Origin of the sequence: Roseateles sp. DAIF2, from assembly GCF_015624425.1 — a bacterium.
In the GTDB taxonomy this organism is placed as follows: Bacteria; Pseudomonadota; Gammaproteobacteria; order Burkholderiales; family Burkholderiaceae_C; genus Kinneretia.
In genome coordinates this window covers 1,753,203-1,767,798 of sequence record NZ_CP049919.1, presented here as the reverse complement: position 1 = coordinate 1,767,798, position 14,596 = coordinate 1,753,203, and the positions used below count along the sequence as shown (strand labels likewise).

Genomic DNA, 14,596 nt, shown 5'->3' with positions numbered 1-14,596 from the left:
GGCGCCCCCGGAGATCGCATGAAGAAGCACCTGCTCGAGACACTGCTGCAGCATCGCCGCGCCTGGCGCGGCCTGCTGCTGATCCTGCTGCTGGCCATCAGCTATCTGGCCCTGTCGCCGGCACCACCCAAGACCCTGGACAGCGGCTGGGACAAGCTCAACCATCTGCTGGCCTTCGGCGCGCTGGCCTTCAGCGCCTTCTTCGCCTGGCCCGCGGCGCGCGCGCGCTGGCTGTGGTCGCCGCTGGGCCTTGTGGGCTATGGCGTGCTGATCGAGCTGGCGCAATCCCAGCTGCCGCCGCGCAGCGCCGATGCGCGAGATGTGCTGGCCGACGCCCTGGGCATCGCACTGGGGCTGGCGCTGGCGACCCTGTGCGCCGCCTGGGCCCGCTCGCGGCCCGCTATTCGATCCTGACCCCGCCGCGCGCCCGCGCGGCAAAGAAGCGCTCGAAGCGCTGGCGCTCGCTGGCCGCCAGCTCGGGCGCCAGCCAGCGCTGGTAGATCTGCGCCGCCTCGGGCAGCGCCGCCACCTCGCGCAGCGCCCGGTCCAGGTCGGCGATCACCGCCTTGCCCCAGGCATTGCGGTTGCAGGAGAAATAGCCGATGGGCGGCTCGCCGGCCTCCTCGATCGGCAGGCTCACCAGGGTCGGCTGGCGCCCGGGCCGCTGCTGCGCCTGGTGATGCGCGACCACCATCGGATATTCCAGCGTGTAGTCCATGCGCCCGGCCTCCAGCATCGCCAGCAGGTTGGCGGCCTTGGGCGCGACGATCGCGCGCACGCCACGCTCCGGCTGCAGCCAGGGCTCCAGCTCCGGGCCGTAATGGCGCTTGTTCAGGATCACGCCCTCCAGATCGCCGCGCCGCGCCAGCTCGCGCAGCGACGCACGGCGGCCGTTCACCAGCTGCGCGGCCCGCTCGCGCTGCATCACCAGCTGCAGCTGCACGGTCGGCAGGGCCGGCGTGAAGTAGCGGTCCTTCAGCCGCTCGGGCGTGCGCATCGAGCTGGGGGAGCACAGGCCCAGGCCCGCCTTGCGCTCGACCTCGGCGCGCGGCGCGTTCAGCACCACGAAGCGGTGCCGGTACTGCGGCAGGCGCTGCAGCACCAGGCGCAGGAAGCCGTCGATCGCACCCTCGCCCAGTTCCTCCGGCGTGGCCGGCGGCTGGCCGTCCTTCAGCAGATAAAAGGGCGGCCAGTCGACCAGGTTCCAGGTGATCTGATGGCGCTGGCCGTCCTCGCTGGCGTGGGCGGGACCCATCGCCAGCGCGGCGAGCAGCAGCAGAAAAAAGCCGCGGCGCAGGCGCGCGCTCATGCGGTGAAACGGGCGATGTGGGAACAAGCGGCCGATCTGCAGCCGTGACGCGATAAGGCAACAGGCATTCGAGAAACCTCCCTGGGGTGGCACCGGCGTCATGGCGCGCCGGTATCCGGTGGGGCAAGTCTACGCTGCCGCGCGGCGGGGGATCAGAACCCTTCGCCCGAGGACAGCCGCGGCAGGCCCTGCGCGCGCGCCACCGCATGGGCGCGGTTGCTGGCGCCGAGCTTGCGCAGGATGCGCTGCACATGGTTCTTCACCGTCAGCGCGCTGATCGCCAGATCGGCGGCGATCTGCTGATTGCTCAGGCCCTCGCGCAGACCGTGCAGCACCTGGTGCTCGCGCTCGGTCAGGCCGGTCGGCAGCGCCGATGATGCATGCCGCTCCGGCGCGCGGGCCGGGGCGACGCCGCCCTGCGCACGCAGCCAGCCGCTGTGCAGATGCGGCGTCAGCAGCTCCAGCAGCACGCCCTGGCGCGGCCCGTAGACCGGCTCGGCATGGGCCAACAGGAAGAAGCTCTCGATCTCGCTGGGCCGCTGCGGGCGCGACACGCCGTGCATCAGCAGCTGCGCAAAGCCCGGCAGTCCCAGGCCCTCGGCCGGCAACAGCAGCGGCCGGCCCTGCCCCAGCGCCAGCCAGTCCGACTGCAGCCGCCGCAGCAGGGCCGAGCCGGGGCCGCACAGGGCCTCGGCCAGGCCGGGCGGCAGCGGTGCGTTGTTGAACAACTCGAAGCGCAGCTCGCGGCTGCTGCGCTGGTAGGCGCCGCACAGTAGCAGCTGGTGCGGCAGCAGCTGCTGCAGGCTGCCCTGGGTCCAGACGAAGAACTGCGCGCTGTGGCGCAGCGCCAGCGCGCCCTCGACGGTGCGCACCAGCGCGCGCACCTGCTGCAGGCTCAGCAGGGTGGAGCCGTACAGGTCCTCATGATCGGAATGGGCGGCGGACATGCCAGCAGCCTAGGGCCGCGCCATGACACGGCTATGTCAGCAGCCGCACGAAGGCCAGACTTAACGAAGGTACGAACAGCAGCAGCAGCAGGCGCAACGCGTCCCAGGCCAGGAAGGGGAACACGCCCTTGTAGGTCTCGCTCATCGGCACCTCGCGCGCCAGGCTGTTGACCACATAGACATTGAGCCCCACCGGCGGCGCCAGCAGGCCGATGCCCACTGTGGTCAGCACCAAGATACCGAACCAGATCGCCTTGTGCTCCGGCGTCAGGCCCCACAGGTCCAGGCTCATGATGGTCGGGAAGATCACCGGAATGGTCAGCAGCAGCATCGACAACTCGTCCATCACGCAGCCCAGCAGCACGTAGAAGGCCAGCACGCCGGCGACGATCAAGAGCGGCGGCACCTGCTGGTGCCCCACCCATTCGGCCAGATGGGCCGGCATCTGGGTCAGCGCCAGCGCCGCGTTCATCATGTCGGCGCCCAGGAAGATCATGAACACCATCGCCGAGGTCTCGGCCGTGCCCAGGAAGCTGCGCTTGATGCCGCCCCAGCCCAGCTCGCGCCGCGCCAGGCCCAGCACGAAGGTGGACAGGGCACCGACCGCCGCGCCCTCGGTCGGCGAGAACAGGCCGCCGTAGATGCCGCCGAACACCAGCACGAAGATCAGCACGATTGGCCAGACGCCCAGCAGCGCGCGCCAGCGCTGGGCCCAGGGCTGCGCCGCCGCGGGCGTGGCCAGTTCGGGGCGCAGCCGGCAGTAGATCCAGATCACGACGATATAGCCCAGCGCCGCCAGGATGCCCGGCAGCATCGCCGCGGCGAACAGCTTGGCGATGTTCTGCTCGGTCAGGATCGCGTAGACCACCAGCGGCACCGAGGGCGGGATCAGGATGCCCAGGGTGCCGCCGGTGGCCAGGGTCGCCGTGGAGAGCCGGCCGGCGTAGCCATGGACCTTCATCTCGCCATAGGCCACCTGGGTGATCGTCGCCGAGGTGGCGACGCCCGAGCCGCAGACCGCGCCGAAGGCCGCCGAGGCCAGGATCGCCGCCATGCCCAAGCCGCCACGCACATGGCCGACGAAGGCCGCCGCGGCCTTGAACAGCGCACGGCTCAGGCCGCCCTGGGTCGCGAACTGGCCCATCAGCAGGAACAGCGGGATCACCGACAGGTCGTAGACCGAGAGCCGCGCCACCGCGCTGCCCTTCATCGTGTTCAGCAGCGCCATGTCGCTGGTCATCAGCCAGTAGCCGACCGCGCCGGGGATGAACATCGCCGCCGCGATCGGCACGCGCAGCGCCATCAGCAGCAGCATCGCCGCGAAGATGGCGCCGCCGATACCCGCGCCGCTCATGCGGCCGGCTCCCCGCGCAGATGGGGCAGCACCTGGGCCAGCGCGATCAGCGCGGTCAGGGCAAGACCCGGCCCCAGCGCCGCATAGCTGATCCACATCGGCAGGTCCAGGATCATCGTCGCCTCGCCGGCCTCGCGCACCGACAGCGCGCCCACCATGGTGCGCCAGGCCAGGAGACCCACCATCAGCGCCAGCAGCAGCGCGCCGACCGCGTCCAGCAGGCCGCGCGGACGCGGCGCCATCTTCTGGGTGAAGAAGTCGACGATGATGTTGGCGCGCTGCAGCTGGCACCAGGGCAGGCACAGCGCGATGCAAAGCGCGATGCCGAACTGGCTCAGCTCCACATCGCCCGGGATCGGACGCGACCACAGCGAGCGGCCGGCGATGCTGGCCACCGTCAGCAGCGCCACCAGACAGGCGCAGGCGCAGCCGGCCAGCGCGCTGATCAGCGCCAGCCGGCGCAGCAGGCCGCTCACTTGCGGTACTTGACCAGCAGGTCCTGGGCGTCCTTCAGCATCTGCTTGCCGGGCAGGCCGCGCTTGTCCATGTCGGCCACCCAGTCGTCATAGAGCGGATGGCTGGCCTTGATCCACAGATCCACCTCGGCCGCCGGCAGGGTGTAGAAGCTGTTGCCGCGGTCCGTCGCGGGCTTGCGGCCGACCGCCTGGCTCTCGTCCCAGGTCTTGCCGGCCTGCTGCGACAGGCCCGCGCCGCTGTTGCGGTCGATCACCGCCTTCAGCTCGGCCGGCAGGCCGTCGTACCGGGCCTGATTCATCGCCAGGATGAAGAGCGCCGAGTACAGCGCCGGGCGCGAGAGATCGGTCTCGGTGTGGAACTTCACCATCTCGTGCAGCTTGACCGAGGGGATCACCTCCCAGGGCAGCGCGAAGCCGTCGATCGTGCCCTTGCTCACCGCATCGGCCACCGCCGGCAGCGGCATGCCCACCGGCGTGGCGCCCAGCGAGGCCAGCAGCTTGTTGGTCTGGCGGGTCGGCGCGCGCAGCTTCAGGCCCTTCAGGTCGGCCATGGTCCTGATCTGCTTGTCGCGCGTGTGCAGATAGCCCTCGTCATGGATGCTGAACAGCAGCGGCTTGATGCCGGGGAATTCCTTGACCCCGTATTTGCCGTAGAAATCCCAGGCGGCGCGCGCGCCGGCCTCGGCCGAGTTGTTCATGAAGGGCAGCTCGAACACCTCCATGATCGGGAAGCGCCCGGCGGTATAGCCCGGCAGGGTGAACACGATGTCGACCACGCCGTCCTTGGCCTGGTCGATCAGCTGCGCCGGCGTGCCGCCCAGCTGCATCGCCGGGAAGATCTGGCATTTCAGCTTGTTGCCGGAGTCGGCCGCGATCCTGTCACACCAGGGCTGCAGGATCTTGGTCGGCGGCATCGCGCCGGGCGGCCAGAAGTGGTGCACCTTGAGGGTCACGTCTTGCGCGATCGCGAACGAGGCGCCCCACAGGCCACCGGCGAGCATCGCCAGGTGGCGCCATCCGATCTTCGGCCGCTTGCTGCTGCTGATCATCTTGTCTCCATCGTGATCGCCAATGTTCGAATAGAGACCATATCGTATGTATGGCGAACTATCCGCCTATCGAGGTTTGCCCTGTAGGAATTGCGGGCGGCGCCTATCATGCCTGCGAAGCCCGGACGCCGCGATGACGATGGCGGAGCCCGGACGCGCGGGCCCCGCTGCTGCCATGTTTGGACAGGGGCCTGCGCTACCCTGCAGCGAGCCATCATTCAGGGGAGCCGACCGCATCATGTCCGCATCCGATTCGCAGGCGCAGCGCGCGGCCATGGCGGCCCGCTACCAGGCGCTGCGCGCCCATACCTTGGCGCTGGCCGCGCCGCTCAGTGCCGAGGACCAGGCGCTGCAGTCGATGCCCGACGCCAGCCCGGCCAAATGGCACCAGGCCCACACCAGCTGGTTCTTCGAGGCCCTGCTGCTGCGCCCGCACCGGCCCGGCTATCGCGCCTTCGACGAGCGCTTCTTCTACCTGTTCAACTCCTATTACGAGGCGCTGGGCCCGCGCCATCCGCGCCCGCAGCGCGGCCTGCTGAGCCGGCCCTCGCTGGACGCGGTGCGCGCCTACCGCGCCCATGTCGACGCGGCGATGTGGGAGCTGATCGAGCAATGCGACGCCGACACCTGGGCACGCGCCTTGCCGGTGCTGGAGCTGGGGCTGCAGCATGAGCAGCAGCACCAGGAGCTGCTGTTGACCGACATCCTGCACGCCTTCTCCTGCAACCCGCTGCTGCCGGCCTACGATGCCGACACCTCGCTGCGCGCGGCCCGCGCGAGCGGCCCGCTGCGTTGGCTGCGTCACGCCGGCGGGCGGCTCGAGCTGGGGCATGACGGCCAGGGTTTCGCCTTCGACAACGAGGGGCCGCGCCACGAGGTGCTGCTGGCCCCGTTCGAGATCGCACACCGCCTGGTCAGCTGCGGCGACTATGCGGAGTTCATTGCCGACGGCGGCTACCGACGGCCCGAGTTCTGGCTCTCCGACGGCTGGGCCCAGGTGCAGGCTCAGGGCTGGCAGGCGCCGGCCTACTGGCTGGAACCCGGCGACCCGCGCGCGCCGGCGCGCGACTGGCAGGTGTTCGGACTGGCCGGCGTGCGGCCGCTGGACCCGGACGCGCCGGTGCTGGGCCTGAGCTTCTTCGAGGCCGCCGCCTATGCCGATTGGGCCGGCGCGCGCCTGCCCAGCGAGTTCGAATGGGAGGCCGCGGCCACCGGCCTTGCCGGCCTGGCCCAGCTCTACGACGCCGCCTGGCAATGGACCCGCTCGGCCTACCACCCCTACCCGGGCTTTCGCCCGCTGGCCGGCCCGGCCGCCGAATACAACGGCAAGTTCATGGTGGGCCAGCTGGTGCTGCGCGGCGCCAGCCTGGCGACGCCGCCCGGCCATGCACGGCCGAGCTACCGCAATTTCTTCCCGCCGGCCGCGCGCTGGCAGTTCAGTGGCCTGCGCCTGGCGCGCGACATCGAGGAAGGCAGCAAGACATGACCCCGCCCGCCCTGCACCCCCAAGCCCATCCGCATCTGCAGCTGGTCCCCGCCGACGGCGGCTTCGCGCAGGACCTGCACCAGGCGCTGCGCCAGCGCCCGCGTGCGATCTCGCCCAAATATTTCTACGACGCGGCCGGCTCGGCGCTGTTCGAGCGCATCTGCGAGCTGCCCGAGTACTACCCGACCCGCACCGAGCTGGCCCTGCTGCGCCGCCACGCACCCGAGATCGCCGCGCTGACCGGCCCCGGCGCGCAGCTGGTCGAATATGGCGCCGGCTCGCTGCGCAAGGTGCGGCTGCTGCTGGAGCGCCTGGAGGTCGCGCACAGCTTCGTGCCGGTGGACATCTCGGGCGAGCATCTGCTGGCCGCCTGCGCCGCGCTGCAGGCCGAGCAGCCGGCGCTGGCGATCCGCCCGGTGGTGGCCGACTTCACCCGTCCGCACGACCTGCCGGCGCGGCCGGCGCAGGGCCGGCGCATCGGCTTCTTCCCCGGCTCCAGCATCGGCAACTTCGCGCCCGCGGAAGCGCTGGACTTCCTGCGCATGGCGGCGCATGAGCTGCGCGGCGGCGCGCTGCTGATCGGGGTGGACCTGGTCAAGGACCCGGCGGTGCTGCATGCGGCTTACAACGATGCCCAGGGCGTCACCGCGGCCTTCAACCTGAACATCCTGGAGCGCGCGCGCCGCGAGCTGGGCGCGCAGTTCGACCCGGCGGGCTTCGTGCACAGCGCCTTCTACAACGCGCCGCTGCAGCGCATCGAGATGCATCTGCAGAGTACGCGCCGCCAGACCCTGCAGCTGGAGCACCGCAGCTACGAGTTCGAGGCCGGCGAGACCCTGCACACCGAGAATTCGCACAAGTTCAGCGTCGAGGGCTTCCAGGCCCTGGCGGCGCGCGCCGGCTTCACGGCCGGCCCGGTGTGGAGCGACGAGCGCGACTGGTTCGCCCTGCTCTGGCTGCAGGCACCGAGCGCCGCATAATCGCCGCCAACCCGCAACAAGGCCCCCGCGCATGAAAGCCATCTGGAACAACACCGTGATCGCCGAGAGCGACGACACCGTCGTCGTCGAAGGCAACCATTACTTCCCCGCGACCGCGCTGAAGCGCGAGTTCACGGCCTTCAGCAACCACAAGAGCAGCTGCCCCTGGAAGGGACAGGCCAGCTATCTGTCGCTGCTGGTCAAGGGCGAGATGAACCCCGACGCGGTCTGGTTCTATGCCGAGCCCCGCTCCGGGGCCGAGGCGGTGAAGGACCGCGTCGCGTTCTGGAAGGGCGTGCAGGTCGTCGAATAGGCTCAGACCAGCTCGGCGAAGCGCACCACCGTGACCCCGGCGCGCGCCTGGCGCGTCGAGGGCATCACCAGCACGCAATCGTCGAAGGGCGTGACGACCGGCTCGCCGTCGTTGTCGCCGATCACCGTGCCGGCGCCGGCGATGCGCTCCAGCCCCGTGAAAGGCTGGTTGAAGCGGAAGCGCTCGCTGCGCGCCACCACCGCGCCGCGCACGCGCAGCGCCGGTGCCGCCCGCGCCGCATCGCGCCGCAGCCAGCCGGGCAGCAGCGCGGCCACATCGTCCTCGTCCACCACGCCGGCCGCCAGCAGCAGGCGGGCGCAATAGTCCTCGGCCACGCCGCGGCTGCCGGGGTCCAGGTGGTAGCCGCATTCCAGCAGCAGCGAGCGGGTCTCGGGCGCGGCCTCGTCGGAGGAGCCGAAGCGGCCGAAGTCGCGCATGCGCACGCCGTCCGCATGGCCGGCATCGATCACGATCGCGGCCTCGCCCTGCAGCGCACGCGCCAGCACCAGGTTGCGCGGCTGCACGCCGGTCAGCAGCAGCGGCGCCGAAGGCTCGTGCATCGAATGCAGGTCCAGCAGCCAGTCGGCCGCCTCGACGAAGGGACGCAGGGTCGCGGCGCGGCGGCGCTCCGCGCTGCTCGGCGCGGCCAGGCGCTCGGCCGACCATTGGCGGTTCAGGTCCTCGTCGACGAAGCGTGCCGCATCATGATGTGCGGGATCGAAGCGGTCGAAGGCCGCCAGATTGCAAAAGGCCAGGCTCAGGCGGCCACGCCGCGGCCGCAGGCCGCGCTCCAGCAGGCCCAAGAGCGCCCAGGCACCGCACAGCTCGTTGCCGTGCACCAGGGCCGAGATCATCAGGTGCCGGCCGGGCTTGCCGCTGTCGAAGGACCAGACGCCCTCGGTGCCGGTATTGCCCTCGCGCCACAGGCCCAGCTCGGGCTTTTGCAGTACTTCTTCAGTCATTACGTATCTCTTCCAGCATCACATACCGCACCCCACCGACCCACCGCGCGGAGCCCGAGGATCCGGCTCCGCCGGTCCTGCGGGCTCGCCCCCTTGAGGGGGCGCGCAGCGCGTAGGGGGTGGGCCTGTTACTCGGTCTCGATCTTGGCGAACTCGACGATCTTGGCGAAGCGGTCGATCTCGCTGCGCACGAACTTGCGGCCGTCCAGGTCCGGCGTCAGGGTCACACCCGCGGCCTGCAGCTTGGCGATCACCTCGGGCTGGCGCAGCACCTCACGCAGCTCCTTCTGCAGCTGTGCCTGGATGGGCGCCGGGGTCTTGGCCGGCGCGAACAGGCCGAACCAGACGCCGATGTCGACGCCTGCAAAGGCCTTGGTCTCGGCCAGGGCCGGGATGTTGGGCGCGGCCGGCGAGCGCTTGGCGGTGGTGACGCCGATCGCCTGCATGCGGCCCTCCTGGATATGCGGCAGCGCGCTGGACAGCACGAACACCGCGAAGTCCACCTGGCCGCCCAGCAGGTCGGTCACCATCGGCGCGGCGCCCCGGTAGGGGATGTGCAGCATGAACAGCTGGCCGTCGCGCTTGACCAGCTCGCCGGCCAGATGCAGCGGCGTGCCGATGCCGGAGCTGGCATAGCTCAGCTTGCCGGGCCGCGCGGCTACATGCTCGCGGAAGGCGGCGGCATTGGCGAACTTGCTCGTGCCGACCAGCACCAGCGGCTGGTTGCCGATCATGCCCACCGGGGCCAGGTCGGTCAGCGCGTTGTAGCGCGGCTTCTTCGCGGTCAGCGCATTGATGCCCACCTCGCTGGTGGAGCCCAGCAGCAGGGTGTAGCCATCGGCCGGGGCGTTGACCACCTTCAGCGCACCCAGCGTGCCGCCGGCGCCGGCGGCGTTCTCGACGATGACCTGTTGGCCCAGGCGCTTGGCCAGCTCGGGCGCGACGGTGCGCGCCACCAGGTCCACGCTGCCGCCGGCGGCATAGCCGACGACCAGGGAGACCGGTTTCTTCGCCGGGTAGCCCTCGCTCTGGGCCTGGGCGGCCGGGCCCAGCAGGGCCAGCGAGGCCACGGCCAGGAGGGACAGCAGGGAATTTCTCTTCGTCATCATCATGGCGCTCGGCTGGGATGGGGTGGATGATGAAGCGGCATCTTGCGAGCCCCGACCCCCACCCCGATTGCCGATTCGGCAATCCCACTTGCCGGCACGGCAATGCGCCGACCTCAGCCGCGCCGGCTGTGCGCCAGCAGCGCCTCCCAGACCTGGGCCACCGCCGCGCTGGGCGGCTTCTTGCGGCGGAACAGCCGCGTCTCGAAGGGGATCTGCCAGGCCGGCTCGCCCCACAGGCTCAGGGTGCCGGCGCGCAGATCGGCCGCCACCATCGACAGCGGCAGCCAGGCCAGGCCCATGCCGCGCATCGCGTATTCGCGCAGCGAATCGACGGAATCGCAGCGCATGCCCAGGGCCAGCGGCGGCAGGCCGCGCAGATGGGCCAGATGGTCGTCCAAGAGTCGGCCCAGGGCCTGGCCGGGGTCGTAGGCCAGGAGGCGCGGCAGCGCCTTGCCGGCGTGGCCGTGCAGCACCGGCACCAGCCGGTCGTCCGCGCCGCGCGCCTGCAGATAGCGGCGGCCGTCCAGCCGCAGCGCCAGCACCGGGTGGTGGTAGCTCAGCAGGATGTCGACCTCGCCGCGCTCCAGCATCTCGCTGGCCTCGTTCATCAGCCGCGTCATCACCTGCACCAGCGGCGCGTCCTTGCGGCGCATCAGCGGCGCCAGCGCGTCGGCGACGACGCTATGCGCCAGGGTGCGGCCGGTGACCAGGCGCACGAGCTGCTCGCCCTGGCCGGCCATGCCCAGCTCCTGGCGCAGCAGCTCCAGCTCGCGCGTGGTGGCGCGGCCCTGCTCGCACAGGCGCTGGCCGGCGGCGCTCAGGCGCGGCGGCTGGCTGCCGGGCTCGAACAAGGGCACGCCGGCCCATTGCTCCAGCGCCTTGAGCCGGCGCCCGAAGGCCGGCGCGGTGACATGGCGCAGCTCGGCGGCGGCCTTGAAGCTGCCGCCGTCGACGACGGCCTGCAGATCGGCCAGCCACTTGAGCTGCATCGCCTAGGTCAGGCGCTCTTGGCCGGCAGCACGGTGGCGGCGCAGTCGCCGAAGCCGATGCGGCGCGCGCCGTCCTTGACGGCATAGCCGCGCAGGATCACGGTGTCGCCATCCTGCAGGAAGCTGCGCGTCTCGCCATTGGGCAGGGTCAGCGACTGCTTGCCGCCCAGCGACAGCTCCAGCAGCGAACCGCCCTCCTCGGCAAAAGCGCCGCTCTGCGTGCCGGTGCCCAGCAGGTCGCCCGGCTGCAGATTGCAACCGTTGCTGGCATGGTGGGTCAGCATCTGGGCCAGGGTCCAGTAGGCCGAGCGGCCGAAGTTGCTGCGCATCAGGCGCGTCGGTTCGGCGCCGGCCGCACGCATCTGCGCGGTCTGCAGCCAGACCTCCAGCTCGATCTCGTAGCCGCCGGCGGCGCGGTTCTTCGCCGAGTCCAGATAGGGCAGCGGCTGCGGGTCCTCGGCCGGATGGGCGAAGGCGCAGCGGAAGGGCTCCAGCGCCTCCATCGTGACGATCCAGGGCGAGATCGTGGTCGCGAAGTTCTTGGCCAGGAAGGGGCCCAGCGGCTGGTATTCCCAGGCCTGCACATCGCGCGCCGACCAGTCGTTCAGCAGGGTGACGCCGAACAGATGCTCGTCGGCCGCCTCCATCGGGATGGTGTCGCCCAGCGCATTGCCGCCGGCGACGAACACGCCCAGCTCCAGCTCATAGTCCAGGCGCTTGGCCGGCGCGCGCTCCGGCGCCGCGGCGCCCGGCGGCATCAGCTGGCCCAGCGGGCGGCGCACCTGCTGGCCCGAGACGCCGATCGATGACGAGCGGCCGTGATAGCCGATCGGCACCCATTTGTAGTTGGGCAGCAGCGGGTTGTCCGGGCGGAACAGCTTGCCGACCGTGGTGGCATGGTGGATGCCGGTATAGAAGTCGGTGTAGTCGCCGATGCGGCAGGGCACCAGCATCTCGGCCTCGTCCTGCGGCAGCAGGCAAGCCTGCAGCGCTGCCTCCTGCTTGCTGCCGGCCAGCAGCGCGTCGAACAGGGCCTGACGCAGCGCGCGGCGCTGGGCCGACGGCAGGGCCATGAAGGCGTTCAGGTCGCCGCGGGCCAGCGGCTGCAGCGCCACATGCTCGGCGCTGCTCCAGCGGCCGGCGCTGGCGGCGCGGTTCAGATCGAGGATCTGCGCGCCGATCGCGACGCCGACGCGCGGGCTGTCGTTGCTGCCGGCGCGGCGGAACAGGCCATAGGGCAGGTTCTGGATCGGAAAGTCGGCGTCGGCGGCATTGGCCGAGGCCACCCAGCTCTGCGCGGCCGGGTCATGGGTGTGGTCGAGGATTGCGCTCATGGTGTCGGTTGGAAATTGTCTTGCAGATCGCGCCAGCAGTCGGCATAGCCCTTGTCGAGCGCGCCGCTGCCGCGCAGCGCGAACTCGGTGGGCAGCAGGCGCCAGCGGGTCTCGAACATGAAGGCCAGGGTGTGGTCCAGCTTGTGCGGTTTCAGCTCCGCGCCGCTGGCCTTGGCGAAGGCCTCGGTGTCGGGGCCATGCGGCACCATCGCGTTGTGCAGGCTGGAGCCGCCGGGCTTGAAGCCCTCCGGCTTGGCATCGTACTGGCCCAGCACCAGGCCCATGAATTCGCTCATCACATTGCGGTGGTACCAGGGCGGGCGGAAGGTGTCCTCGGCCACCATCCAGCGCGGCGGGAAGATCACGAAGTCCACATTGGCCCAGCCCGGCGTGTCCGAGGGGCTGGTCAGCACCGTGAAGATGCTGGGGTCCGGATGGTCGAAGCTGATCGAGCCGATCGTCATGAAATGCGCCGTGTCGTACTTGTAGGGCGCGAGGTTGCCGTGCCAGGCGACGACGTTGAAGGGCGTGTGCGCCTGCTGCGCGGTCCAGAGCCGGCCACCGAATTTCTTGACGATCTCGTAGGCGCCCTCCTCCGCTTCAAACGCGGCAACCGGCGCCAGGAAGTCGCGCGGATTGGCCAGGCCGTTGGAGCCGATCGGCCCCAGTTCCGGCAGGCGCAGCGCCGCGCCGTAGTTCTCGCAGACATAGCCGCGCGCGCTGCCGTCGGGCAGCGCCACCTTGAAGGCCAGGCCGCGCGGGATCAGCACGATCTCGCCGGGTTTGACATCGAGCCGGCCCAGCTCGGTCGTGATCGCCAGTCGTCCCTGCTGCGGCACGATCAGCAGTTCGCCATCGGCATTGACGAAGGCGCGGCGCGCCATCGAGCGGTTCGCCAGATAGGCATGGGCGGCCATGCCGACCTGGGCATCGGGGTCGCCGTTGACGGCCATGCTGCGCAGGCCCTCGACGAAATCGGTCGGCGCCTCGGGCAGCGGCAGCGGCGCCCAGCGCAGCGGGTCCGGCGGCACCGCGGCCGCGCCCTCGCGCGCGCCGGTCTTCAGGAAGGGCTGGGCCAGCGGCGCATAGCCGCCAACCACCACCGAGGGCTGGCGGCGGTACATCCAGCTGCGCAGGTTCTCGGCGCGCGGCGCGGTGAAGGCCGTGCCCGAGATCAGCTCGGCGTAGAGGCCATGCGCCACCCGCTGCGGGCTGTTGCGGCCGACGGGCAGGCTGCCGGGCACGGCCTCGCTGGCATGCTCGTTGCCGAAGCCCGATTGGTAGTTGAGTTCGCTCATCGATGCATCAATCCAGCTTGATGTTGGCGGCCTTGATGACCTGGCCCCACTTGGCCAGCTCCTGCTTCCAGTAGGCGCGCATCTGCTCCGGCGTACCGCCCAGGGTCTCCAGGCCCAGCACCTGGAAGCGGGCCTTCACCGTGGTGCTGTTCAGCGCCTCCTGCAGCGCCTTGTTCAGGGTCGCGATCACCGGCGCCGGCGTGTTGGCCGGCACGGTCAGGCCCTGCCAGGCATAGGCCTCGAAGCCGGGCAGGCCCTGCTCGGCGAAGGTCGGCACCTCGGCGAAGGTCTTGATGCGGGCCGGGCTGGCCACCGCGATCGCGCGCAGCTTGCCGGAGATGATGTGCGGATAGCCGGCCGCGGTGTCGACGAACATGAAGGGCACCTGGCCGCCGATCACGTCCTGCACCGCCGGGGCCGCGCCGCGGTAGGGGATATGGCTCAGCTTCAGCTGCGGCACCTTCTCGCGCAGCAGCTCGGTGGCCAGGTGGTGCGGGCTGCCGGCACCGGGGCTGGCGTAGTTGACGCCGCCGTCCTGCTTGGCGGCCCAGGCCAGGAACTCCTTGTAGGTCTTGACCGGCACATTGGCATTGACGACCAGCAGCATCGGGAAGCGCGCCATCAGGCCGACCGGGGCCAGGTCTTGCTCGGCCTTGTAGGGCAGCTTGCCGTAGAGCCAGGGGTTGGCGGCCAGGGTCGCGGTGTCGGCGGTCAGGATCACCAGGCCGTCCGGCTTGGACTTGGCCGCGTAGTCGGCACCGATATTGGTGGCGGCGCCGGGCTTGTTGTTGATGATCACGGTCTGGCCCAGGGTCTTGCCCATGGCCTCGGCCAGGCTGCGGGCCACCACGTCGGCGCCGCCACCGGCCGGATAGGGCACGACCCATTCGACCGGTTTGTCGGGATAGGCGGCCAGCACGGGCGTGGTGGCGACGACGGCAAGGCTCACAAGGGCCAGCAGGGAACGGCGAAGAGTTTGCATGATGGAAC

General features: G+C 70.6%; 15 protein-coding genes. 4 read left to right on the top strand and 11 right to left on the bottom strand.

Features of this window, described 5'->3' with window-relative positions; translation table 11 throughout:
* Positions 1-18: 18 nt before the first annotated feature.
* A complete protein-coding gene (locus tag G8A07_RS08250; RefSeq protein ID WP_195796563.1) occupies positions 19-414 on the top strand; it encodes a VanZ family protein in 396 nt (131 codons plus the stop codon).
* Here the strand turns inward: G8A07_RS08250 and G8A07_RS08245 are convergent.
* The 5 genes from G8A07_RS08245 to G8A07_RS08225 form a co-directional block, all read right to left on the bottom strand.
* Positions 401-1,309, bottom strand: coding sequence for a TIGR02285 family protein (locus tag G8A07_RS08245; RefSeq protein ID WP_195796562.1), 909 nt, complete (start codon positions 1,307-1,309; stop codon positions 401-403). The two genes, G8A07_RS08250 and G8A07_RS08245, sit on opposite strands and share 14 nt — an antisense overlap.
* A 152-nt stretch (positions 1,310-1,461) precedes the next feature.
* On the bottom strand, positions 1,462-2,256 hold the full coding sequence (locus G8A07_RS08240) for a helix-turn-helix transcriptional regulator (protein WP_195796561.1): 795 nt from the start codon (positions 2,254-2,256) through the stop codon (positions 1,462-1,464).
* A gap of 31 nt (positions 2,257-2,287) precedes the next feature.
* A complete protein-coding gene (locus tag G8A07_RS08235) occupies positions 2,288-3,610 on the bottom strand; it encodes a TRAP transporter large permease (RefSeq protein WP_195796560.1) in 1,323 nt (440 codons plus the stop codon).
* Positions 3,607-4,086 carry a TRAP transporter small permease gene (locus tag G8A07_RS08230; RefSeq protein WP_195796559.1) on the bottom strand — a complete coding sequence of 160 codons (480 nt, stop codon included), beginning with the start codon at positions 4,084-4,086 and terminating at the stop codon, positions 3,607-3,609. The genes G8A07_RS08235 and G8A07_RS08230 overlap by 4 nt, the downstream gene beginning before the upstream one ends.
* On the bottom strand, positions 4,083-5,087 hold the full coding sequence (locus G8A07_RS08225) for a TRAP transporter substrate-binding protein (protein WP_195797665.1): 1,005 nt from the start codon (positions 5,085-5,087) through the stop codon (positions 4,083-4,085). Before G8A07_RS08225 ends, G8A07_RS08230 begins: the two co-directional genes overlap by 4 nt.
* 286 nt (positions 5,088-5,373) lie before the next feature.
* On the opposite strand from G8A07_RS08225, the gene egtB reads away from it, so the two are divergent.
* Genes egtB through G8A07_RS08210 form a run of 3 tightly spaced genes read left to right on the top strand, consistent with a single transcriptional unit; the run spans position 5,374 to position 7,914 of the window.
* Positions 5,374-6,621 carry an ergothioneine biosynthesis protein EgtB gene (gene egtB / locus G8A07_RS08220; RefSeq protein WP_195796558.1) on the top strand — a complete coding sequence of 416 codons (1,248 nt, stop codon included), beginning with the start codon at positions 5,374-5,376 and terminating at the stop codon, positions 6,619-6,621.
* Entirely contained in the window at positions 6,618-7,601 is a 984-nt protein-coding gene (egtD, locus tag G8A07_RS08215; protein WP_195796557.1) for an L-histidine N(alpha)-methyltransferase, read from the top strand. The genes egtB and egtD overlap by 4 nt, the downstream gene beginning before the upstream one ends.
* A 31-nt stretch (positions 7,602-7,632) precedes the next feature.
* Complete coding sequence (locus G8A07_RS08210; RefSeq protein WP_195796556.1) at positions 7,633-7,914, top strand: DUF427 domain-containing protein; 282 nt, start codon at positions 7,633-7,635, stop codon at positions 7,912-7,914.
* Positions 7,915-7,916: 2 nt separating this feature from the next.
* Here G8A07_RS08210 and G8A07_RS08205 read toward each other — a convergent pair whose 3' ends face one another.
* From G8A07_RS08205 to G8A07_RS08180, 6 genes are all read right to left on the bottom strand, one after another.
* Positions 7,917-8,876 (bottom strand): succinylglutamate desuccinylase/aspartoacylase family protein, encoded by a 960-nt coding sequence (locus tag G8A07_RS08205; protein ID WP_195796555.1) that lies wholly within the window; start codon positions 8,874-8,876, stop codon positions 7,917-7,919.
* A 128-nt stretch (positions 8,877-9,004) separates the two neighbouring features.
* The gene (locus tag G8A07_RS08200; RefSeq protein ID WP_371816455.1) at positions 9,005-9,985 is read right to left on the bottom strand and encodes a Bug family tripartite tricarboxylate transporter substrate binding protein; all 981 of its coding nucleotides are present in this window, start codon (positions 9,983-9,985) and stop codon (positions 9,005-9,007) included.
* A 113-nt stretch (positions 9,986-10,098) separates the two neighbouring features.
* A complete protein-coding gene (locus G8A07_RS08195) occupies positions 10,099-10,974 on the bottom strand; it encodes a LysR family transcriptional regulator (protein ID WP_195796553.1) in 876 nt (291 codons plus the stop codon).
* Between the two features lie 8 nt (positions 10,975-10,982).
* On the bottom strand, positions 10,983-12,308 hold the full coding sequence (gene fahA, locus G8A07_RS08190; protein WP_195796552.1) for a fumarylacetoacetase: 1,326 nt from the start codon (positions 12,306-12,308) through the stop codon (positions 10,983-10,985).
* Positions 12,305-13,606: a homogentisate 1,2-dioxygenase gene (gene hmgA, locus G8A07_RS08185; protein ID WP_195796551.1), complete on the bottom strand. Its 1,302-nt coding sequence runs from the start codon at positions 13,604-13,606 to the stop codon at positions 12,305-12,307. The genes fahA and hmgA overlap by 4 nt, the downstream gene beginning before the upstream one ends.
* Before the next feature lie 7 nt (positions 13,607-13,613).
* A complete protein-coding gene (locus G8A07_RS08180; RefSeq protein WP_195796550.1) occupies positions 13,614-14,588 on the bottom strand; it encodes a tripartite tricarboxylate transporter substrate binding protein in 975 nt (324 codons plus the stop codon).
* Between the last annotated feature and the right edge of the window lie 8 nt (positions 14,589-14,596).